We start from the raw sequence: 21,884 nt of genomic DNA, 5'->3' as shown, positions 1-21,884 counted from the left end.
CATAAAGTGCGTTGATATGTTACAATTTCGTTATAGATTAGGAAATGAAATGGAAAAAGGTGAGGTCAATTGAAAACCGTCTATGTTGCTACGGAAGAGCAAAAGCAATATATTCAATCGCTCATTGAGCAATTTTATACATGTATTTTTCCAAAATATTTCACAGATCATGAAATTGAAACATTTCAATCGCTCGGTATATTACAGTTTCAATCTTCCACATACGATGGAACGTTAAAAGAGGCGTTTGAGATTATTTCTGCATTACAATCGTTGCAAGCGATTATTGAATTTGCTTCGTTCCATGGCGTTTCTTACTACAATCATTTGTTTCAACGCAATGTGGAGCAATTAGCGCGACACGGAATAAGCTTCCCACTTACACCTGAACATTTTTCACATGAAAAAGATCATTACGTAAGCATATATATGAAACCTGCTCATTCTTGGGTGATGTAAAAAAGCCTTCACAACGAAGGCTTTTATTTTGTTTGTTCAAACCATTTTCGAAATACGTCTTCTTCATAATATCCTTCAATACGTGCGACTTCTTTTCCATTTTTAAAGCGGACAATTGTTGGTGTCGCTTCAATGTGATATTCATCCCATCCTTCTTCAAATTCAAGGAGGTTAAATTGCTTTAAGTCGATACCCATTTCTTTCGCTAATGGCACAACGATTGGCGTTGTTTTTTTACAAAATTCACACGTTGAGCTGTAAAAGTAAACGGTCATCGTTTCTTTATTGTTTAATGCTTCTCTTAATTCGTCAGGCAAAATAATGTTTTGATAATTCGGGTCGTCAAGAAGGTCGATCGTAGCTGGATGTAGTTCTTCCTTCCCGAACGGATTTCCTTCCGCTTTTTGTTTTTGCGTATATGATGTAATCCAAGCGAGTGCGCCAAATAAAACGATAATGATACCGCCGAAAATAAGTAATTTTTTCATCGAATATTCCCTTCTTTCTCCATTTTTATAAGACGATAGCTGATGACGCTAATAAAAATAAAAGCAACAAGTGCTAAAAAGGGAATCGTGATAAACCCGAGCCAGTTTAAATAATCGCCTGTACACGGTACAATACCGCATGATGGAGCAGTATTTCGGAAAAATGTCACTTTTTGAATGAGATAATGATAAGAAGAAATCGTGCCACCGATAACAGATAGCATAAGCGTATAACGAGCGATGTTAAATTCTTTGCGCACAAAAGCCATGCCAAGCAAAAATACTTGCGGATACATAAAAATGCGCTGATACCAACAAAGTTCACATGGGATGAACTTCAGCACCTCGGAAAAATAAAGGCTACCGAGTGTAGCGATGAATGCAACGATCCAAGCGGCTAACAAATGATTTTCTCTCTGCGCCATAATTCCACCTTCTTATTTTTTACTCTTTGTTCATTATAGTACATCGAAAGAAATGATGTAAATTGCGACGATATTTTACTTACATAATGAACAAGCGAACGTGCACAATAAAAAGCGAAAGGGGAGGATCATATTGAATCATACAGTTGAATCGATTATGACGCGCCAAGTAGCAACGGTCACACCAGATCAATCTGTTCAAGAGGCAGCACAATTAATGAATGAACATAATGTTGGCGCTATTCCTGTTGTTGAAAATGGAAAAGTAAAAGGGATCATTACTGACCGTGACATTGCTCTTCGTACGACGGCGCAAGGATTAACCCCTTCGACACCTGTTTCACAAGTGATGACAAGTGATGTCGTCACAGGTGCGCCAAACATGAGCGTTGATGAAGCAGCGAAAGTAATGGCCAAAAACCAAATTCGCCGCTTGCCAATCGTACAAAATAATGCGCTTTGTGGCATTGTTGCTTTAGGTGATATCGCCACAAACCAAGCATACGATGAAGCGGCAGAACAAGCGTTATCCGAGATTTCCGAACCTTCATATCATTAAACAAGAAAGGGGCTTCTTTATGAGGAGCTCCTTTTTATAATTAATTAAAGTATAAAATTTCGGATTTAGGGAGCTGTCTAGCTCCAAGCGCCATCGGCTCGAGTCGCTCCGCCCCTTCTTTCGGCGGCGACACATTGAGATGCTTCGGTGATGTTGCACACGCAGAACCAAGCGCCCGCTTGGTTCGAGCTCTCCTCGGTGGGGCTTGTGCGCTCTTCGCGGAGCCAAGGATGGCGACATTTCGCCGTTGCCCGCAGGATGCGGGCTGCCTTTAGGCGAAATTGGGGCGCTTTGCGCTTTTCGTATTAAAAAAGGAATTTGCATAAAAAAGCGAGAATAAGTTACAATGAGCAACGATATGGAGGGATAAACGTGACTTGGAAAATAATATATGAACGTTGGAAAGAAGCGCAGTTAGATGAAGAGCTACGTGCTCATTTGCAACAACTAGAGCAAGATGAAAAACTGTTAGAAGACTGCTTTTATAAGACGTTAGAGTTCGGCACAGGGGGCATGCGCGGGGAAATTGGACCAGGGACGAATCGAATGAACATATATACGGTGCGAAAAGCATCGGCAGGACTCGCTCGATACATTGCGTCGTTCGGTGAGGAAGCAAAAAAACGAGGGGTGGTCATCGCATACGACTCGCGCCATAAATCGCAACAGTTTGCGATGGAAGCCGCCAAGACGCTTGCGACCTATGGGATTCAAACGTACGTGTTTGATGAGCTTCGCCCGACGCCAGAACTTTCATTTGCCGTACGTCATTTACGTGCCTTTTCGGGTATTGTCATTACCGCAAGCCACAATCCACCGGAGTATAACGGGTATAAAGTATATGGGGAAGATGGGGCACAGTTGCCGCCACATATCGCCGATGTCGTCATTGAGCACGTCGATGCGATTGAAAATGAATGGGAGCTTCAGATTGAGCAAGAAGACGTATTAAAAGAAAAAGGGCTCATTCAAATCATCGGAGCGGAGATTGATGAGGCATACATACAAAAATTAAAGACGATTTCTCTTTCCCCACAACTGGCTCATGAAGTCGATGTAAAAGTTGTATTTACACCGCTTCACGGCACAGCAAATAAGCTCGTTCAACGAGGATTGAAGGAATTTGGTTATAAACATGTGTTTGTAGTAAAAGAACAAGAGCAACCTGATCCGAACTTTTCAACGGTAAAATCACCGAACCCAGAAGAACATGCCGCGTTTGAATTAGCGATTCAGCTTGGAAAACAAGTGGATGCGGACTTGTTAATTGCAACAGATCCTGATGCCGATCGTTTAGGGATTGCGGTAAAAAATGAAAAAGGGGAATACGTCGTTTTAACGGGCAATCAAACAGGTGGATTATTGCTTCATTACATTCTTTCACAAAAGAAAGAAAAAGGGATATTGCCGCCAAACGGGATTGTATTTAAAACGATCGTAACGTCTGAATTTGGTCGTGCTATTGCTGAGTCGTTCAATATAAAAACGATGGATACGTTAACAGGATTTAAGTTTATCGGTGAAAAAATTAAACAATATGAACAAACAGGGGAGTACGTATTCCAGTTCGGCTACGAAGAAAGTTACGGCTATTTAATCGGCGATTTTGCGCGTGATAAAGATGCGATTCAAGCCGCCGTTTTAGCTGTTGAAGTGTGCGCGTTTTATAAAAAACAAGGCGTATCTTTATATGAAGCGCTTATGCAATTGTTTGAGCAATATGGATATTATCAAGAAGGATTACGTTCACTTACATTAAAAGGAAAAGAAGGAGCGGAGCGAATTGAGGCGTTATTAGCGACGTTCCGTCATGAGCCGCCAACAGTTGTCGGAAAGCAACGTGTCGTTATTCGCGAAGACTATAAAGCGAGCGAACGAGTGTATGTGGATACAGGAAAAAAAGAAACGATTCATTTACCGAAGTCGAACGTATTAAAATATGTACTTGAAGATGGATCTTGGTTTTGCGCGCGTCCATCTGGCACAGAGCCGAAAATGAAATTTTATTTTGGAGTGAAAGGGCGAACGTTGACGGAAGCAAAACAACAACTAGAGCAATTAGAAACAGCCGTCATGGAGCGGGTATATATGTTAACAACTGATAAGGCGTAATGCCTTATCAGTTGTTTTTGAAGGACTTTAATAATCATATTGCATTGTCATTGTTGGCTCTTGTTCATACACATCTAACGCATGATCGATGTAACGTAACAATGCATTTAGCCGCTTTTGAACGACAGTGTAATCTTTTTCGAAATTATATGCATGAAGAAACTGTTCAATTTTTTTTGAAAGTAAATCGTCTTTTGTGCGCACCATAAGAATGAGTAAATGATCCCATTCCGATCGGTACGTATAATAAAGCGCTTTATCGTAATCAGCTGTATGCAACGCAAACCCTCCTTATCGTGAGGAGCTATATGTAGTTTATGAAAAAATGGCCGTTTTTTTTCGCTGTAAATGTTGTGCGATTTGGCAGAGGAGAGTTGGTCATGGAGAAGCACATCGCATATTATGAATCGCCAATTGGTTGGTTACAAATCATTGGAACAGATGAAAGCATAGAGCGCATAGATGTTGTGGAACAATGTGGAGGGCGAAATATTCCAACTAGCTTTATGCCATGGATAGAGGAGCTTGAACAGTACTTTCAAAAGAAACGGACATCGTTTTCGATTCCACTAAAGCTCATAGGTACACCGTTTCAAGTTCGCGTGTGGGAAGCGTTGCAAACGATTCCTTACGGACAAACGGTTTCGTATGCTCATATTGCAAAAGAAATTGGACGTCCGAAGGCAGTGCGAGCAGTTGGGAATGCTGTCGGCAGCAACCCAATAACGATTGTCATTCCTTGTCATCGCGTGATCCGTACTGGCGGTGGACTTGGTGGATATGCGTGGGGAATAGAGCGAAAAAAATGGTTACTTGAGCACGAAACGCGCTGAAAATTCAGCGCGTTTGACCGAGCAGCCATTTGGCGTACGGTGAATTGGCTGGTAAAATAACGACCGTATCTTCGCCGATCGTCGTTTTGTATGATTCAAGCGTACGGTAAAACGAATAAAATTCTGGATCTTTTGCAAAAGTTTCGTTATAAATGCGCGCCGCTTCTTGTTCACCTGCTGCGCGAATACGTTCAGCATCCGCTTGTGCTTTGGCGAGCATTTCTTTTACTTCGCGGTCTGTTTGGGCGATAATGCGCTGCTTTTGGGCATCTCCCATTGACAAATATTCTTGTGCTTTTGATTCGCGCTCTGAAATCATTCGTTTGTAAACAGACTGTTCGTTTTCTTCCGGTAAGTCAATGCGCTTCATGCGCACATCAACGACGCGAATGCCGTAACGGTCTTGTTGTAACAGCTCGTTTACTTTCGCTGTTACTTCATCGTTTAAACTGCCGCGCGATGACTTTTCATCGTTAATAATTTCATCGTAATTTAACCGTCCAAGCTCGGTGCGGACAATGGAGAAAATAAATTCATCCATTTTTGATTCTGCATTTTCTAATGTGCGAGCATTTTGAATCATTTCTTTCGGATTTGTAATTTCCCAAATGGCGTAATGGTTGACGAGAATTCGCTTTTTATCTTTTGTATTAATTTCTGCTTCGGCTACGTCGTAAAAAATTTGTGCTTTCGGCAGTGTTGTGACGGTTTGAATAAACGGAATTTTAAAACGTAATCCCGGCGTTTGATCGATGCGAACAATTTCACCAAATTGGCGGACAACTTTATACTCGTTTTCATGAACGATATATACGTTTGTTAAGGCGATAACAAGTAAAACAAGTCCAATGACGCCACCGATGATAAAACGAAACCATTTCGTTGGAAGTTTATCTTTAAAGTGAATGATGTTTTGATCGTCTTGGAAGTTTGTCATTCGTTACCACTTCCTTTCTCCGTCTTTTTCTCTGTCGTTTGTTTTTCGATCGGTTGAATTGGCAAATATTTTAGCGTATTCCCATCGTCATTCATAATGTAAATGCGCGTGTATGGCAACACTTGTTCAAGCGTTTCGATCATTAGTCGTTGCTTTGTAATGTCTTTTGCGTTTTTATATTCTTCATATAAAGCGTTAAATTTGGCGACATCTCCATATGCTTTTTCAATGCGTGCCACTTTATCAGCTTCCGCTTGGGAAATTAATGCGTCTTTTTCTCCTTCGGCTTCTTTCGTTCGTTTATTTCGGTATTTATTTGCTTCGTTAATTTTCGTGTTCATCGTTTCGCGTGCATCTGTGACGTTTGTAAATGCTTTGCGCACTTCATCATTTGGCAAATCAACATCTTGTAACTTCACAGCTAAAATAGAAATGCCGATATCGTATTTTTTCATTAATGCTGTGAGCGATTCGCGCACATCCGCTTCGATTTTTGCCTTCCCTGACGTTAAGGCATCGTCGATTTTCGAACTACCGATGACGCTGCGCAAGGAGGCAGATGTCGCATTGTATAAAATTTGTTCCGGCTCGTATGAACGATAAAGAAATTTCGCAGGATCGGTAATTTTCCATTGGACGACCATATCGGCGAGCACAATATTTTCATCGCCTGTAATCATTTTTGTATCCCCTTGATTTGAGGCGACGACTTTTCCGTTTTCTTCTTTGTACCCGAATTGTAAACTAAACGTTTCTCGCGATAACGTTTCGACCGTTTGAATCGGCCAAGGGAGTTTAAAATGTAGTCCTGGTGTTGTCACTTCCTCATCAATTTTCCCAAATGTTAAAATAATGGCTTGTTCCGACTCATCAACGGTGTACCATGACGTTAAGGCAATAACGAGAAGAAAAATGCCTAAAATGGTACCGATGATGATGCCGATAAAGGAACGCTTTTCCATATAAACCCACCTTTCTTGTTATTTATATGTATGTACGGAAAAAACAGAAAAAAGTTTCATTAAAAAAGCTACTGATGTGTTCATTGAATTCAGACAGTTAAAAAAATATTTGAGACAGATACTTTGATTTGATAATTGCCATTAAAATAAGGCCAACCTAAAAATTTAGGTTAGCCTTATATAGGTTGTAATATAAAGATTTCTGAGATCTATGCCTCGTTCTTATCACCAGACAAACTAGCACGCTGATAAGCAGAGAAAATAATGCCATCTAAAACAAAACCACAAGTTGCATTGTATTTAATAGATGACAGCTTTCCACTGAACACCTGTATATAATGAACCGTAGTAATTAGATGTTGTGCTTACAGTGTATGTAGCTGTCCAAATTGTGTTAGCACCCGTTGTTCCAGTATGGGTTACGGTAGTATTATTGTAAAAACTTCCATTTACAACGTAATAATAACCAGTTGGCTCTAAATCGACCTGTATTGTTCCTTGGAAATACTTGCTTCCTGCTTGAAATTCCTGTAACATCGGTTTAGTATTAACATCTACCCACCCAAAAGAGCCATTCCTGCACGCTTTTACTATAACAATTAATTTGGCATTATAGCTGTAAACTTTGTGGGTAGTTGAAGTTTCATGCCAAGTACATGTTGAACTAGCGATTTTCATTACATGCTTTTTATCGATAAATTCGGTTTCAACATTTGGATTTTCTTTCATAACCTGTTCGACTGATTTTCCAGTTATTTCGGCTGTTCTCTCAACAGCTTGTTCATATGTTAACTCGACATGATAGTCTTCATTAGAATTCCTAATCTTATCTAATTCTTCATCAGTCATAGAAGTGAATACATCACTATCCTTTAATTCAACAAATTTTCTAACATCACTATTTTCTTCTGCATAAACTTGGCTGTTGATTGGAGCTAGACTTGATAAAGTGAATAATAAAAAAAGTGATAATAAAATCTTTTTCATTATGTACCTCCATATAATAGAAAATTGACTTCTTACGCTATCGTTTGGATAGCAACTAATATAATACTAACAAACAAAATCCAAAAAAAAACTATTTTTTATAATTATGGTTTTGGTATAATGTAGTTGTTTTAATTATCATTCATTAGGAGGAAATTATGAGAAAACTATTCATAATGCTGATATTAGTATTCTTCATTGCGTACTTGACCCACAAAACAAATGAGGGAGCAAATTTTCATTCTCCAGTTTATTCAGGAAATGAACTAAAAATCGGAATTGTTGGGGATATTCCTAAGATTAGGGAAAAAAACGTTTCTTTCATTCAAATGTCGATGGAAGACGTTTTGCAAAAAAAATTCGCAAACGTGGATAGTGTATTTATTACTAAAAAGCACTTAAAAGAGGCAGCTGAGCCACAGTATGCTAAAATTTATTGGGAATCCCCTATTCCGTTTGTTTTTATTGATTCTGAAAAGGTCTATTTGGCGTTTCTTGATGATCAATTAAGTTATGAAGACGCTCACATCATAAAATCAGGAGACTATGTAGTAGGATTTTATAAAGATACGTACTTTGGTATAGGACTTTACAATAATATTAGGAATGAGAAAACTATCCAAGACTGCTATTCTCGACTATTTGTTATTATAGAACGTTTTAAGAACACAGGTAAAATTTTAATTAAATAAGTGATGTGACACAAGTTTTATGTAATTACTGAGCAGAGAAAAACAAAAAGTTTACATAAAATGTAAACTTTTTGTTAGTTGCGCACTCAGTAGCTCATATATATTTTCGTTGTACGTTTCGCCCGTCGTATGTGAATAGCGTCGGTTTGTTTTCGATCACTGTTTCGATATGAACCGCACGGCCCAAAAGTTGATAAATGTAAGGAAGCACTTTTTCTAAATATTTTACGTCTAGTTCAATACCTTCGTACCAATGTTTTAAATATAGTTCCCCATTGCGCATATAGTCGCCATCGTTCACTGTAATGTATGGGAAGCCGCCGTTTACGCGCATGTTCACAAGTTGATCGCGTATATGTTCCCAATGTTTATCAACAATTTTGTAGTCTTTTCCTTGTTTTTGGAATAAATACATATCTTCGCGCATGACGAGTTCTTTCGTTAAATAGTTGCGCAAAAAAGAAATGTCGGATTCTAATTCGCGTACTTCAAATATTTTTGCGCGTCCCGAACCCGGTTTGACGCCAAGTTTTTTCATTTCTTCCGTCGGATTGTCCCATCGTTTTTCGATATCTTCAAAAATTTTCAGTCCTAAATAGTACGGATTAATGCCTGTACGTGAAGGTTGCACAACACCTGCATTTAATTTCGCAAATTCAATCGCTTCATCGCTCGTTAAATCCATTTCGCGTAAAATACGTTGATGCCAGTACGTCGCCCATCCTTCGTTCATAATTTTCGTTTCGAGCTGTGGCCAAAAATAAAGCATTTCTTCTCGCATCATCGTTAAAATGTCGCGCTGCCACTCGTCGAGTTCACGACTATATTCTTCGATAAACAGCAATAAATCTTTCTCAGGATGGGGAGGAAACTTTCTTCTCTTTTTTCGAGCGGGCGTTGTTTTTTTCTTTTCACCAAGAGACCATAAGTCGTCATACGGAGAAGGTTTTGGCGTTTCATGATCGTCTTCGTATACTTCCGTATCAGCGATCGTCCATGAAAGTTTTGGACGCAGAAGGGAAGGATCAATATGTTCTTGAATGGCTAATACAGCGTCTAAAAACTTTTCGACTTCTTGTTTCCCGTATTCGTGCTCGTAATGTTTAATTCGTTCAGCTGTTGCTGCCATGCTTTCGACCATATCTCGTTTTGTGTTGCTAAAGCGAACGTTATTTTTAAAAAAGTCGCTATGGGCAAGTACGTGTGCGACAATTAATTTATTTTGAATAAGCGTATTTGTATTTAATAAAAATGCGTAGCACGGATCGGAGTTAATGACAAGTTCGTAAATTTTACTTAATCCGAGATCGTAATGGAGCTTCATTTTATGAAATTGTTTGCCGAAGCTCCAATGGGAAAACCGTGTCGGCATACCGTATGCTCCAAATGTGTAAATAATATCAGCTGGACAAATTTCATAACGCATTTCATAAAAGTCGAGTCCAAACCCTTCAGCAATTTCCGTAATTTCCGCAATCGCTTTTTCTAATGCTTTTTGTTCATCTCGTTTCATCGCGCTCCCTCCTTATGACAATGTATGAACGAGCGCGTCATTTGATACGTCAGGAATGATTCATTGACTTTATATTTTCTTTCGTATATATTTAACTATGTTAAATATTTATATAGTTAAAAAAGGTGGGGTGGGTATGGAGCAAACGCCGTTTCCTACGCTTGTTGAGCGATTAGAGCATGCGTTTTCGTTAGCCGTTCGCAAACTGGCAGCCGATTTAGCGAAAGAAGAAATTGGTTTAACGAAACCGCAGTTTTTTATTTTAAATTTGCTGTCAAAGCGTGAAAAATGCACAGTGAGCGAATTGGCGGATGAAATGTTTGTCAAACCGAGCGCGATTACAACGATGATCGATCGCTTATATAAAAGCGGGTTTGTCTTGCGCGAACGGGATGAGGAAGATCGTCGCGTTGTGTATGTACAGTTGTCTAAAAAGGGGAGAGAAATGCTTGAACATGCGCGTGCGGAGCGAAGAAAAATTATTGAACGTTATTTAAAACAATTGCAACCCGATGAGCTTGAACAATTTGTCTGTACGATCGAAAAAATTGTTGCGACAAATGAAAAAGAGGAGAAGTGATACACATGAAAGAACAGGCCGCGATACAAGCGAGCATGGCCGATATACAACAAAAGCGAGGCATTTTAATTACAGGACTACTTGTTGCGATGTTGTTCGGGGCGCTCGATGGAACGATTGTTGGCACAGCGTTGCCGCGCATCGTTGGGGAACTTGGTGGACTAAGTATGATGGCATGGTTAACAACAGCGTACATGCTCACATCAACAACGATTGTTCCAATTGCCGGTAAGCTTGCTGATTTGTTTGGAAGAAAGTCGATTTATGTGACAGGATTAGCGATTTTTATTATTGGTTCAGCGCTATGTGGCATGGCAGATACGATGACGCAGCTTATTATTTTCCGCGCCATTCAAGGAATTGGCGGTGGCATTATGATGCCGATGGCGATGATTGTCATTGGTGATTTATTTACGGGGGCAGAGCGTGCAAAATGGCAAGGTGTGTTTGGCGGCGTATTCGGATTAGCGTCTATTCTTGGTCCACAAGTTGGGGGATGGATTGTTGATTCGTTAAATTGGCGTTGGGTGTTTTATATTAACCTTCCCGTCGGCATATTAGCCATTGTTCTCATTTCTCTTGGTTTGCATAATCATCGTATGGCTGAGCGCGTAAAACTTGATTTGGCCGGCATGTTTACAATGGTTGTGGCCGTTGTTTCGTTGTTGTTAGCGTTAACGTTCGGCGGCGACAAATACGATTGGCTATCATGGCAAATCATTTCTTTACTAGCTAGCTCGGTCGTTTTCTTCAGCTTATTTGTGTTTGTTGAGCGTAAAGCTGAGGAGCCAATTATGCCGATTCATTTATTAAAAAATAAGACGTTTGTTGTGCTCAATAGTGTCGGTTTTTTTATGTCTGTTGGCATGTTTGGAGCGATTATGTTCGTGCCGCTCTTTATGCAAGGCATTATCGGGATGAGTCCGTCAGAATCGGGAACGATGATGTTTCCGATGATGTTTGCCCTTATTATCGCAAGCATGATTGGTGGACGGCTTGTGCAAAAAATTGGCGTCCGTCCGCAAGTCATTGTTGGAATGGTGCTCGTAGCGCTTGGCTTTTTCTTATTGTCAACGATGGATGTCCATACAAATAAATGGACAGCGATGTCATTTATGGCGACGCTCGGTTTTGGGCTAGGATTCGTCAATCCAGTCATTACGCTTGCGTTGCAAGAAGTGTTTCCAAAATCGCAGCTTGGCATCGTGACATCATCGAGCCAGTTTTTCCGTCAAATCGGTGGGACGTTTGGGGCAACATTGTTAGGGGCAATTATGAACCATCGTTCGAAAGATTTATTGGAAGCGAAGTTTCTTCCGTTATTACAACAATTGCCGGAACAAGCGCATGCGATGATGGATTCATTTAAACAACTCGTTGAATCGAATCCGCAAAGCGTATATTCGGTCATTTTAAATCCAGAGACGTTGAAAAAAATTCCTGAACAAATGCAACAAATGTTTGTGCCTGTATTAAAACAAACGCTTGTGGATGCGTTAAGCGATGTGTTTTTGTACGGATTGATTTTTGTTGGCATTGGCTTTATTTTTGCGATGTTTATCGGTCGCATTACCATTTCAAATCGAACGAATAAAATGAATGAAATGGAATAAATTATAAGTATATAGTAGGCAACGATGATGCATCGTTGTCTATTTTTGTTCGTATTTAAACCGTTTGCACAACAAAAACGAAATTTTTTATGAAAAAGTGCAACTTCCTCTTTAAACGAAGCCGTTTGTATATTAACATGAAAGAGTGAAGATCATTGAAAGCGATTTATTTTGATTGGATTGAGGAGGATTTTACGTGAAAAAAGCTTGGTGGAAAGAAGCGGTTGCATATCAAATATATCCGAGAAGCTTTATGGATTCAAACGGAGACGGGATTGGTGATTTACAAGGGATTATTCAAAAGCTTGATTATTTAAAAGACCTTGGAATCGATGTCATATGGATTTGTCCAATTTATAAATCGCCAAACGCTGACAACGGCTATGACATTAGCGACTATCAAGACATTATGGAGCAGTTTGGCACGATGAAAGATTTCGATCAGTTGCTTGAAGAAATTCATAAGCGCGATATGAAAGTCATTTTAGATCTCGTCATTAACCATACGAGCGATGAGCATCCGTGGTTTATTGAATCGCGCTCATCACGAGATAATCCAAAACGCGATTGGTACATTTGGCGCGATGGAAAAAATGGAAAAGAGCCAAACAACTGGGAAAGTATTTTTGGCGGTTCTGCTTGGGAATATGACGAGACGACGGATCAATATTATTTGCACGTTTTTGCGACGAAGCAGCCCGATTTGAACTGGGAAAATGAAGATGTTCGTCGCGCGTTATACGATATGATCAACTGGTGGCTTGACAAAGGAATTGATGGCTTCCGTGTTGATGCGATTTCACACATTAAGAAAAAAGAAGGTCTCCCTGATTTACCGAATCCAAAAGGTCTTGATTACGTTCCTTCGTTTGATGGCCATATGAATCAAGAAGGAATTATGGAGTATCTTCGTGAACTTAAAGCGCAAACGTTTGCGCGTTATGACATTATGACGGTTGGAGAAGCAAACGGAGTCACTGTAGAGGAAGCGGAAGATTGGGTCGGTGAAGAAAACGGCATTTTTAATATGATTTTTCAGTTTGAGCATCTTGGACTTTGGCAAAAAGGAACAGACGGCGGTGTCGATGTTCGGAAATTAAAACGCGTATTAACGAAATGGCAAAAAGGGTTAGAAGGCGTTGGATGGAATGCGCTATTTCTTGAAAACCACGACCAACCGCGTTCGGTGTCAACGTGGGGAAATGATGAGCAATATCTTGCCGAAAGCGCAAAAGCGTTAGGCGCATTATATTTTCTTATGCAAGGGACACCGTTTATTTATCAAGGGCAAGAAATTGGCATGACGAACGTACAGTTCGAAACGATTGATGAATATGACGATGTCGCTATTAAAAATTACTATCGCATTGAACGCGCCAAAGGTCGTTCTCATGAAGAAGTGATGCGTTGGATTTGGAAAAATGGCCGCGACAATTCGCGCACACCGATGCAATGGTCCGACGAAAAAAATGCCGGCTTTACGACAGGGACGCCTTGGATTGGGGTGAATGAAAACTATAAACAAATTAACGTTCAAAAGCAGCTAAACGACCCGAACTCTGTTTTAAACTTTTACAAGCGCATGATTCAACTTCGTAAACAACATGACGTATTCGTTTACGGAACATATGATTTAATATTAGAAAACCATAAAGCAATTTATGCGTATACGCGCACGTTAGGCGATGAAAAAGCGGTCGTCATCGTGAACTTAACAGACCGAAAAACGATGTATCGCTACGACTCGTTAAAATTAAATAGCGAGCAACTTGTGTTAACAAACTACGATGTCAAACAACATAAACATGCGACACGTTTTACATTGCGTCCATACGAAGCGCGCGTATATTTGATGAAATGATGATGAAATCCCCTTTTCCGATATGGAAGAGGGGATTTCACATTTTTTTTGCAATCATTTCATACTTTTCACATCTCTTTTTTGTACATTCATGACAAGCACATCTTTTTAAATGGAGGGGTTTTTGTGAAAAAAACGCGCAATTTGCATTTATGGATCGGACTTATTTGTTCTGTATTTTTGCTTTTGGAAGCGGTCACAGGCTTATTGTTAACAGAGCGATGGTTAATGGGAATGGGTGGTCATTCTCACGGCAGCCATGAACATGCGCACGGGGATGGACATGGACATGGGAAGTTAAATATGATTGATGCGGTGAGAAAAGCGAGTGAGTCTGGTGCATTTTCAATGGACGAAGTTGGTGTCGTGATGAATCACGGTATGTATATGGTACGGTTAAACGATAAAGATGGGACGCTAGTAACGATTGCGCCAGACGGCACAGTTGTGAAAAAAGAAGTGAACAAATTCGCCTCGTTTGTCCGTGCAATTCATGTTGGGAAACTTGGGATTTGGAATCGTCTCATCATCGATGCGGCTGCGATTGCGATAATCATTTTAACGGGAACAGGGATTTATTTATCTGTGAAAATTTTGCGAGCGCAGGCAAAAGCGAAACAGCGAAAATCCGTGGCATAAACGAAAAGCACTTCGCATCCATGGTTGGTGTGAAGTGCTTTTTAACTAATTCGTTTCGTTGGTGTTTGTTGAATTTTCCCTGTTCCGTTGCAAAACGAGCATGTTTTATACAGCGACAAACAAATTTTTATTTTCTTTTTCCCGAAGCACTTGGGACAAATCGTTTTTAATGACATATCGATCACCTACACAAAAGTAAGCGTTTTCAATTATAGTATACACCATCTTGTTGTCGTGTGTGAGCAACAATTTTGTCCATTTTCAAACAGGTTGGCGGACGCCAACCTGTTTTATTTGCGTGAATGTACTTCGTAAATCGCAAACTTCAAATAATCCCCTTCATCGGCGGCAAGCAGTTTCGGATGGTCATATCCTGCGCCGCTCCAATGAATTTGACGTAAAATTTTCTTTGCATCAAACGCTGCTTCTGCGACCATCGCTTGGAACATATCGGGATGCACATGATACGAGCAACTGGCTGTTACGAAAAAGCCGCCGTCTTTGACGAGCTTTAAGCCGTTTAAATTAATATCTTTATAGCCGGCAAGCGCTTTTGGTACCGCATGAGCGGACTTAGCAAACGCTGGAGGATCAATAATGACTACATCCCATTTTTTCCCCTTTTGTACACACTCTCTTAAATAATCAAACGCATTCGCCACGACGAAATCGACGTTTGTAAATCCGTTTAGCTCAGCGTTTCTTTTTGCCGTTTCAATCGCATGTTCAGAAATGTCGACAGCGGTCACATGTTTTGCCCCGTATAAGCAGGCGTTTAACATAAATGAGCCGGTATGCGTAAAACAATCGAGCACAGTCGATTCGCTTGTAATGAGCGGCTTGATCGCGGCACGATTTTGGCGCTGATCGAAGAAAAACCCTGTTTTTTGCCCGTTTTCAATGTCGACAATATATTTCACGCCATTTTCTTCAATTTGTACGTTCGTATCGCACGTGCCGTACCAAAATCCTTTTTCTTGTTTCAGCCCCTCTAATTCACGCACGTGGACGTCGTTGCGCAAATAAATGGCTTTCGGCTGAAAGACGTCAAGAAGCGCTTGTAAAATCCATTCTTTTCTTTTTTCCATGCCGAGCGATAAAATTTGGACAACGAGCACATCTTCGTATTTATCGACGATGAGCCCAGGTAAAAAATCCGCTTCTCCATAAATGGCGCGACATGAACGAACGCCCGGAATCATGCGCTCGCGATACGCCCACGCTTGCCGAATGCGATTCATAAAAAATTGCGCATTTAATTCATCATTTGGATTTTGCGTTAACACGCGCACGATCATTTGTGATTTCGGGTTAATGTACCCTTTCGCTAAAAAATGACGTTGATGGTTATATACGTTGACGAAATCACCTGGTTCAACGTCCCCCTCAATATAGTCAACTTCGCTTTGAAACACCCACGGATGTCCAAGCTCGAGCCGCTTTTTTCTTTTTCGTTTTAAAAATACATTCGCCATACATTCCACTCCTGAACTATATATTCGCTACTTTAGCATACAGGAAGAACACGATGTGCGCAAATAATGGAGAAAAATATTTGACAAAACAATGAAATATGCTAATATTAGTGACAAAGTGAATAACGCAAATGCATTCCACTAGGGGGGCCTTTAGATAGGCTGAGATCAAAGTGTGCCTTTGAGACCCTTAGAACCTGATCTGGATCATACCAGCGTAGGGAAGTGGAGACGGTGCGAAGTGTGTCTATATGCCAATTTCCATCGTTTACAAACCACTTTCTTTGCGCAAAGAAAGTGGTTTTTTATTTTTCATGAGGGGGAGAGGAAATGTTGTTTTCAGAACAGTTGCGCAAAGCTGTCGATCCGATTTGGGAAGCGAGTTTTCAACATCCGTTTGTGACAGAGCTAGGAGAAGGAACGCTAGATTTACGTTGTTTTCGGTATTATGTATTACAAGATTCATATTATTTGACACACTTTGCGAAAGTGCAAGCGCTTGGCGGGGCGATGGCTGACGATTTACAAACGACCGCAAGCATGGCGAATCATGCGCAAAATACGTATGAAGCTGAGCTTCATTTACATGAAACGTTTATGAAAGAGCTCGGCATTACAGAAGAAGAAAAGGCGTCATTTGTTCCCGCCCCAACCGCGTATGCATACACGTCACATATGTATCGGGCAGCGTTTGCGGGGCACTTTGGTGATGTGTTAGCGGCCATTTTACCGTGCTATTGGTTATATTACGAAATTGGCGAGAGGTTGAAGCATTGTAAGCCGAATCATCCAATTTATGCGAAATGGATCGAAGCGTACGGCTCCGATTGGTTTAGACAGCTTGTCGAACAACAAATTGCGCGCTTAAACGACATAGCGAAAACAGTAAGTGAAAAAGAGTTGGAGCGAATGAAGCAACATTTTTGGACCAGCAGTCAGTATGAATATTTATTTTGGGACATGGCGTACAAATTAGAACGTTGGCCAATGGAAGAGGAGGATGTTTATGCAAACGAAAGGGCTTAAATTAACAGACGTATTAACGACCGTTGTTGTAGCGATTGTGTTTGGGATTGTGTATAAAGTGTGGGGACCGCTTTACTATGCGGTGAAACCGCTTGGGCTTCATCTCGATCAGCTTATTTATGGCATGTGGTTTATTGCTGCGACAGTGGCATATTTGTTGATTCGTAAGCCAGGAGTGGCGTTGCTTGCGGAAGTCGCTGCCGCCTCAGGGGAGTTTTTAGCTGGATCTGAGTGGGGACTAGAAGTGTTATTTTACGGTTTTGTGCAAGGATTGCTCGCTGAGCTTGTTTTCGCCGCTTTCCGTTATAAACGTTTCGACGTGGCGGTTGTGTCGCTTGCTGCCGTCGGTTCAACCATCGCTTCGTTAGTAGTTGATTTTTACAAAGGATATATCGATCAATTAGCGTGGTGGAATTTAACGTTATTTATCGGTGCGCGTTTCGTTGGAGCGATCATCATTGCGGGGGTATTTGCTTATTCGCTTGTCAAAGCGCTCGAAGCGACAGGTGTGACGCAACTGTTGCGCCCGACGACAAAAGAAGATTACGACTCGCTTGATAAATAGAAGGTGACATCGTTGATACACATTGAACAATTGCGGTTAAAGTTTCCGGGGGCGGAAAAACGGTTATTTACCGATGTATCGCTTTCGATCAAAAAAGGAGAAAAAGTGTTGCTTTTAGGTCCATCAGGGTGTGGAAAATCGACGTTATTACAAGTGATGGCGGGCATTATTCCACGCTCGATCGATGTGCCGATGAAAGCAAAAGCGCTTCATATTCCAAAGCAAGTCGGCTATGTGTTTCAAGATCCGGATGCGCAGTTTTGCATGCCGTACGTCGATGAAGAAATTGCGTTTGTCCTTGAAAATCTCGGTGTGCCACGTGCGGAGATGAAAGAAAAAATCGAGCGCGTTCTTCAACGCGTGCGCCTTCGTCTTCCGCACGTTCATGTGCCGATTCAAACGTTATCGGGAGGAATGAAACAGCGGTTAGCGATTGCCTCTGTCTTGGCGCTTGACCCGGATGTGTTATTTTTAGATGAACCGACAGCGCTTCTCGATGAAGAAGGAACAAAAGCAGTATGGGAAACGTTAAAAGAAGTAGCGGACGACCGAACAGTTGTTATCGTTGAGCATAAAATTGATCATATTCTCGATTTTGTTGAGCGCATCATTTTGTTTAACGAATGTGGTGAAATGATTGCCGATGGCCCAACGGATCATATATTTTCGACGTATCGTTCGTTTATTGCCGAACAAGGCATTTGGTATCCAGAAGTGTGGGAGATGTACGAAAAGCCAAAAACAGCGCAGCAGCCGTATCATCCGTCAGACGTGCTTTTACATGTGCAGTCGCTCCGCGGTTTTCGACAAAAAGAAGAAAAAATCACAGTCGATGATGTCGTCATTCGTGCAGGTGAATGGATTGCGGTCACAGGAGAAAATGGGGCAGGAAAAAGCACGTTGCTGCAAAGCTTCATGAAGTTAATTCGAACAGAAGGCGATATGTATTGGCGAGGAGAGCTAGTAAAAAATGATGGGGTATTATACGACAACATCGCTTTTGTATTTCAAAATCCAGAGTTTCAATTTGTTACAAATCGTGTAGATGATGAGCTAGCTTATTGTTTACGTCTTGAAAAACGCTCGGAATATGAAATAGAAGAGGAAGTAGAGAGGTTGCTTAGGCGGTTTCATTTAAGCGCCCAACGGCATTTGCATCCGTACCAATTGTCGATGGGACAAAAGCGGCGATTAAGTGTTGCCGCTTCAGTAACGGAGCGTCATCGCATATTGCTTCTTGACGAGCCGACGTTCGGGCAAGATGCAAAAAATACGTTTGCGTTGCTCGAATGGCTTGAAGCGTATCGACAACAAGGAAAGGCGATTGTCATGGTGACGCACGATGAGCGCATTGTTTCTCAATTTGCGACGAGACGATGGATCATTGAAAACGGAAAGCTTGTCGCCGATGAAACGATCGTGCCACGGACGCTTGTGCGAGGTGGGATATGATGAGATGGAGCATCGAACATAAAGAGACGTGGTTGCATGAAACGAACCCAACCGTAAAATTATTGTTATTTTTGCCGATGTTTATCGTTATTGTTTTTGTCCATAACCCAAACGTGCTCATCAACTGGACGATCGGCTTTACCGCATTATTTATGTCGTTTAGCGGTTATCGAATGAAGCATATGCTTTTGTTTTTCGTGCCGTTTTTCTTTATTTTCATTTCTACGTCGTTGTCCATGATTTTGTTTGGCAAGGGAGAGACGACGTGGTTTCGCTTCGGGCTCATTCATGTGACGGAAGAAAGTTTTTATCGCGGCGTTCATCTCGGATTCCGTACGCTTTTGTTTGCCATTTTTGGATTAATGTTTGCGCTTACGACAAAGCCGGTGTTTTTGTTTTATTCACTTATGCAACAAGCAAAATTGAAACCGAAATATGCGTATAGTTTTTTAGCAGCCATTCGTTTGCTGCCGATCATGCTGGAAGAATTTCAAACGGTGCATCAAGCGTTAAAGGTGCGCCGAGCGGCTAAAGCGAAAGGCTTTCGCGGGAAGCTTGAACTCATCAAACGATACGCGATTCCGCTTTTATCACAAAGCATTCGCCGCGCCCAGCGCATTGCGGTGGCGATGGAAGCGAAAGGATTTACAAATGAACGAGCGAGAACGTTTTATTATGAACTGACGCTCGGAAAATATGACGTGTATTTATTTGTTGTCATATGCATGATTGTTGCGATGGGGTATTACGTTGCCGATGCGTTTCCGTATGTTCCAATAAAGGATGTGCGTTAAGATGAAAGAGCTCCATCTCATCTCAACAGGAAAACAGTCAATTGAAACGTTTGTTCATATTTCATCGCTCGTACATTCATATGCCCACTTTATTCATATTCGTGAAAAACATCGTTCGGCAAAAGAGATAGGGATGATTGTGGAAAATTTGCTTGAAGTAAGTGTTCCACCACAAAAAATAATCGTCAACGATCGGGTGGACGTCGCCGTCGTTTATGGCGTTGGCGGCGTTCAGCTCGCCCATCATAGCCTATCTCCCAAACGAATAAAAGAAAAGTTTCCTTTTTTGCGCGTCGGTTGCTCCGTGCATACGTTTGAAGAAGCGAAGCGGGCGGAAAAAGAAGGAGCGGACTACGTCATTTTCGGACATATATACGAAACGAATTGTAAAGAAGGACGAAAGCCACGTGGGCTTTCATCGTTGCGTCAGTTGACAAGCCACGTACGCATTCCTGTCGTTGCTATTGGAGGCATTAAACCTTTCCATGTTCGTGATGTGTTCATGACGGGGGCAAAAGGAATTGCCGTCATGTCGACGGTGTTTGAGGCGGATGATCCGCTATATATGGTTCAACGATATCGGAAACAAATGGGGGCGAATACATGGACGTTTTAATTGTTGGGGGAGGCATTATCGGTAGTAGCATCGCTTTTGAGTTAGCGAAAAGGGGAGCATCAGTCGTCGTCATTGAACGGGGAGAGTTAGCGCAAGAAGCATCGTCGGCAGCAGCCGGGATGCTCGGTGCACACTCCGAGTTTTCGGCAGACCATCCGCTCATTCCGCTTGCTTTGGCGAGCCAAGCGGCATTTCCAGCCGTTATTGCCGAACTGCGAGAGTTAACAAATATTGAAGTCGGATGGAATGAAGCGGGAATGTTAAAGCTCGCGACAACAGCAGAAGAGTACGGAGAATTAACGGAACATTATGAATTTTGGAGGCGTATACAACCGCAGCACGTTCGCTGGTTAACTCCTGAAGAAGTGGTAGATATTGAACGAAACGTTCGGAATGAATATGGTGCGATGTACACGATCGATCAACAAGTGGACGCGAAACAGCTCTCGCTCGCTTTTGCTCATGGAGCGATGGCGAAAGGGGCGCGTTTTTTACCATATACCGAAGCGTACGATTTTATTTTCGATGGTGAACGTGTTGTAGGAGTGAAAACGACGAGCGGAACGTTATATGCGGAACGTATCGTCATCGCGTGCGGTGCATGGACGCCGATGCTCGCAGAAAAGTTGCGGTTATCGCTACATATGTATCCGGTCAAAGGAGAGTGTGTTTCGGTGACGACAGAGACACCGCTTTTACAAACAACTGTATTTGCGAAAAACGGCTGTTATATTGTGCCGAAAGCGAACAATCGCCTTGTCATCGGCGCTAGCGCCATCGCGCATTCGTTTGCCAAAACGGTGCAAGCAAGTAGCGTGCATCATTTGCTAGCGCGTGCGATGCAAATCGTTCCGGCTATCGCTCATTCCACATTTGAAAAAGCGTGGGCAGGCATTCGCCCACAAACAAAAGATGGCATGCCTTATATCGGAGCGCATCCACAATATGAAAACGTATTCGTTGTGACAGGGCATTATCGAAACGGCATTTTGCTAAGCGCCATCACAGGAAGAGTTGTAAGCGATATGCTTGAAGAAAAAGACGTGCCATTTCATATGATGCCGTTTTCGCTAACGAGAAAGGGGGAGGGGCATGCGTTGCATCATTAACGGTGAGATGATTGACTTGCCAGCTCACATTCGTACTGTCGCTCAACTGTTACAACATTTTCGCATTCATGAAAAGATCGCGATCGTTGAAATCAATGCGAACATTATTATGAAAGAAACATATGAGCATACAGCCATTGCGGACGGTGATCGTATTGAAATCGTTCATTTTGTAGGGGGAGGATAA

Annotated in this window: 24 protein-coding genes and 1 riboswitch; of the genes, 16 read left to right on the top strand and 8 right to left on the bottom strand. The window is 41.6% G+C overall.

Annotated elements, in window-relative coordinates:
• Nucleotides 1-69 precede the first annotated feature (69 nt).
• The gene (locus tag ES017_RS13340; protein WP_021095480.1) at nt 70-459 is read left to right on the top strand and encodes a DUF5365 family protein; all 390 of its coding nucleotides are present in this window, start codon (nt 70-72) and stop codon (nt 457-459) included.
• Nucleotides 460-482: 23 nt separating this feature from the next.
• Here ES017_RS13340 and ES017_RS13335 read toward each other — a convergent pair whose 3' ends face one another.
• Nucleotides 483-947, bottom strand: a complete 465-nt coding sequence (locus ES017_RS13335; protein ID WP_019417092.1) for a thioredoxin family protein — start codon at nt 945-947, stop codon at nt 483-485.
• Entirely contained in the window at nt 944-1,372 is a 429-nt protein-coding gene (locus tag ES017_RS13330) for a disulfide formation protein C (RefSeq protein WP_021095481.1), read from the bottom strand. Before ES017_RS13330 ends, ES017_RS13335 begins: the two co-directional genes overlap by 4 nt.
• Before the next feature lie 157 nt (nt 1,373-1,529).
• Between ES017_RS13330 and ES017_RS13325 the strand changes: the two genes are divergently transcribed.
• Nucleotides 1,530-1,931, top strand: coding sequence for a CBS domain-containing protein (locus tag ES017_RS13325; RefSeq protein ID WP_081977310.1), 402 nt, complete (start codon nt 1,530-1,532; stop codon nt 1,929-1,931).
• A gap of 372 nt (nt 1,932-2,303) precedes the next feature.
• The gene (locus ES017_RS13320; protein WP_171335208.1) at nt 2,304-4,043 is read left to right on the top strand and encodes a phospho-sugar mutase; all 1,740 of its coding nucleotides are present in this window, start codon (nt 2,304-2,306) and stop codon (nt 4,041-4,043) included.
• A 27-nt stretch (nt 4,044-4,070) separates the two neighbouring features.
• On the opposite strand, the gene ES017_RS13315 is transcribed toward ES017_RS13320, so the two are convergent.
• Nucleotides 4,071-4,322 carry a YhdB family protein gene (locus tag ES017_RS13315; protein ID WP_021095484.1) on the bottom strand — a complete coding sequence of 84 codons (252 nt, stop codon included), beginning with the start codon at nt 4,320-4,322 and terminating at the stop codon, nt 4,071-4,073.
• A 101-nt stretch (nt 4,323-4,423) separates the two neighbouring features.
• On the opposite strand from ES017_RS13315, the gene ES017_RS13310 reads away from it, so the two are divergent.
• A complete protein-coding gene (locus tag ES017_RS13310; protein ID WP_171335207.1) occupies nt 4,424-4,876 on the top strand; it encodes a methylated-DNA--[protein]-cysteine S-methyltransferase in 453 nt (150 codons plus the stop codon).
• A 4-nt stretch (nt 4,877-4,880) separates the two neighbouring features.
• Here ES017_RS13310 and hflC read toward each other — a convergent pair whose 3' ends face one another.
• From hflC to ES017_RS13295, 3 genes are all read right to left on the bottom strand, one after another.
• The gene (hflC, locus tag ES017_RS13305; RefSeq protein ID WP_042534624.1) at nt 4,881-5,813 is read right to left on the bottom strand and encodes a protease modulator HflC; all 933 of its coding nucleotides are present in this window, start codon (nt 5,811-5,813) and stop codon (nt 4,881-4,883) included.
• On the bottom strand, nt 5,810-6,775 hold the full coding sequence (hflK, locus tag ES017_RS13300; protein ID WP_171335206.1) for an FtsH protease activity modulator HflK: 966 nt from the start codon (nt 6,773-6,775) through the stop codon (nt 5,810-5,812). Before hflK ends, hflC begins: the two co-directional genes overlap by 4 nt.
• A 300-nt stretch (nt 6,776-7,075) precedes the next feature.
• Nucleotides 7,076-7,762 (bottom strand): hypothetical protein, encoded by a 687-nt coding sequence (locus tag ES017_RS13295; protein WP_042534616.1) that lies wholly within the window; start codon nt 7,760-7,762, stop codon nt 7,076-7,078.
• 158 nt (nt 7,763-7,920) lie between these two features.
• Between ES017_RS13295 and ES017_RS13290 the strand changes: the two genes are divergently transcribed.
• Complete coding sequence (locus ES017_RS13290; RefSeq protein WP_052481216.1) at nt 7,921-8,454, top strand: hypothetical protein; 534 nt, start codon at nt 7,921-7,923, stop codon at nt 8,452-8,454.
• Nucleotides 8,455-8,548: 94 nt separating this feature from the next.
• Here ES017_RS13290 and ES017_RS13285 read toward each other — a convergent pair whose 3' ends face one another.
• Entirely contained in the window at nt 8,549-9,967 is a 1,419-nt protein-coding gene (locus ES017_RS13285) for a SpoVR family protein (RefSeq protein ID WP_171335205.1), read from the bottom strand.
• A 136-nt stretch (nt 9,968-10,103) separates the two neighbouring features.
• Here ES017_RS13285 and ES017_RS13280 point away from each other — a divergent pair, with 136 nt between their 5' ends.
• From ES017_RS13280 to ES017_RS13265, 4 genes are all read left to right on the top strand, one after another.
• On the top strand, nt 10,104-10,547 hold the full coding sequence (locus ES017_RS13280; RefSeq protein ID WP_021095489.1) for a MarR family winged helix-turn-helix transcriptional regulator: 444 nt from the start codon (nt 10,104-10,106) through the stop codon (nt 10,545-10,547).
• 5 nt (nt 10,548-10,552) lie between these two features.
• A complete protein-coding gene (locus ES017_RS13275; protein ID WP_042534611.1) occupies nt 10,553-12,160 on the top strand; it encodes an MDR family MFS transporter in 1,608 nt (535 codons plus the stop codon).
• A gap of 196 nt (nt 12,161-12,356) precedes the next feature.
• A complete protein-coding gene (locus ES017_RS13270) occupies nt 12,357-14,021 on the top strand; it encodes a glycoside hydrolase family 13 protein (RefSeq protein WP_021095492.1) in 1,665 nt (554 codons plus the stop codon).
• A 126-nt stretch (nt 14,022-14,147) separates the two neighbouring features.
• A complete protein-coding gene (locus tag ES017_RS13265; RefSeq protein ID WP_021095493.1) occupies nt 14,148-14,660 on the top strand; it encodes a PepSY domain-containing protein in 513 nt (170 codons plus the stop codon).
• 290 nt (nt 14,661-14,950) lie between these two features.
• Here the strand turns inward: ES017_RS13265 and ES017_RS13260 are convergent, their stop codons facing one another.
• A complete protein-coding gene (locus tag ES017_RS13260) occupies nt 14,951-16,135 on the bottom strand; it encodes a class I SAM-dependent rRNA methyltransferase (RefSeq protein WP_021095494.1) in 1,185 nt (394 codons plus the stop codon).
• 133 nt (nt 16,136-16,268) lie between these two features.
• Nucleotides 16,269-16,376: riboswitch (TPP riboswitch) on the top strand.
• An 89-nt stretch (nt 16,377-16,465) separates the two neighbouring features.
• On the opposite strand from ES017_RS13260, the gene tenA reads away from it, so the two are divergent.
• The 7 genes from tenA to thiS are packed head-to-tail and all read left to right on the top strand — an operon-like array spanning nt 16,466 to nt 21,884.
• Entirely contained in the window at nt 16,466-17,161 is a 696-nt protein-coding gene (tenA, locus tag ES017_RS13255; RefSeq protein WP_042534601.1) for a thiaminase II, read from the top strand.
• On the top strand, nt 17,136-17,726 hold the full coding sequence (locus tag ES017_RS13250) for an ECF transporter S component (protein ID WP_042534599.1): 591 nt from the start codon (nt 17,136-17,138) through the stop codon (nt 17,724-17,726). The genes tenA and ES017_RS13250 overlap by 26 nt, the downstream gene beginning before the upstream one ends.
• A gap of 3 nt (nt 17,727-17,729) precedes the next feature.
• Nucleotides 17,730-19,178, top strand: a complete 1,449-nt coding sequence (locus ES017_RS13245) for an ABC transporter ATP-binding protein (RefSeq protein WP_035063401.1) — start codon at nt 17,730-17,732, stop codon at nt 19,176-19,178.
• Entirely contained in the window at nt 19,178-19,972 is a 795-nt protein-coding gene (locus ES017_RS13240) for an energy-coupling factor transporter transmembrane component T family protein (protein WP_021095497.1), read from the top strand. Before ES017_RS13245 ends, ES017_RS13240 begins: the two co-directional genes overlap by 1 nt.
• Before the next feature lies 1 nt (nt 19,973).
• Nucleotides 19,974-20,588: a thiazole tautomerase TenI gene (gene tenI / locus ES017_RS13235; RefSeq protein ID WP_021095498.1), complete on the top strand. Its 615-nt coding sequence runs from the start codon at nt 19,974-19,976 to the stop codon at nt 20,586-20,588.
• On the top strand, nt 20,576-21,697 hold the full coding sequence (gene thiO, locus ES017_RS13230) for a glycine oxidase ThiO (RefSeq protein WP_042534596.1): 1,122 nt from the start codon (nt 20,576-20,578) through the stop codon (nt 21,695-21,697). Before tenI ends, thiO begins: the two co-directional genes overlap by 13 nt.
• Nucleotides 21,681-21,884: a sulfur carrier protein ThiS gene (gene thiS, locus ES017_RS13225; protein WP_042534593.1), complete on the top strand. Its 204-nt coding sequence runs from the start codon at nt 21,681-21,683 to the stop codon at nt 21,882-21,884. The genes thiO and thiS overlap by 17 nt, the downstream gene beginning before the upstream one ends.

It is taken from the genome of Anoxybacillus sp. EFIL, from assembly GCF_013096955.1.
Lineage (GTDB): Bacteria > Bacillota > Bacilli > Bacillales > Anoxybacillaceae > Anoxybacillus > Anoxybacillus ayderensis.
This window is presented reverse-complemented; position numbering and strand designations above follow the sequence as displayed.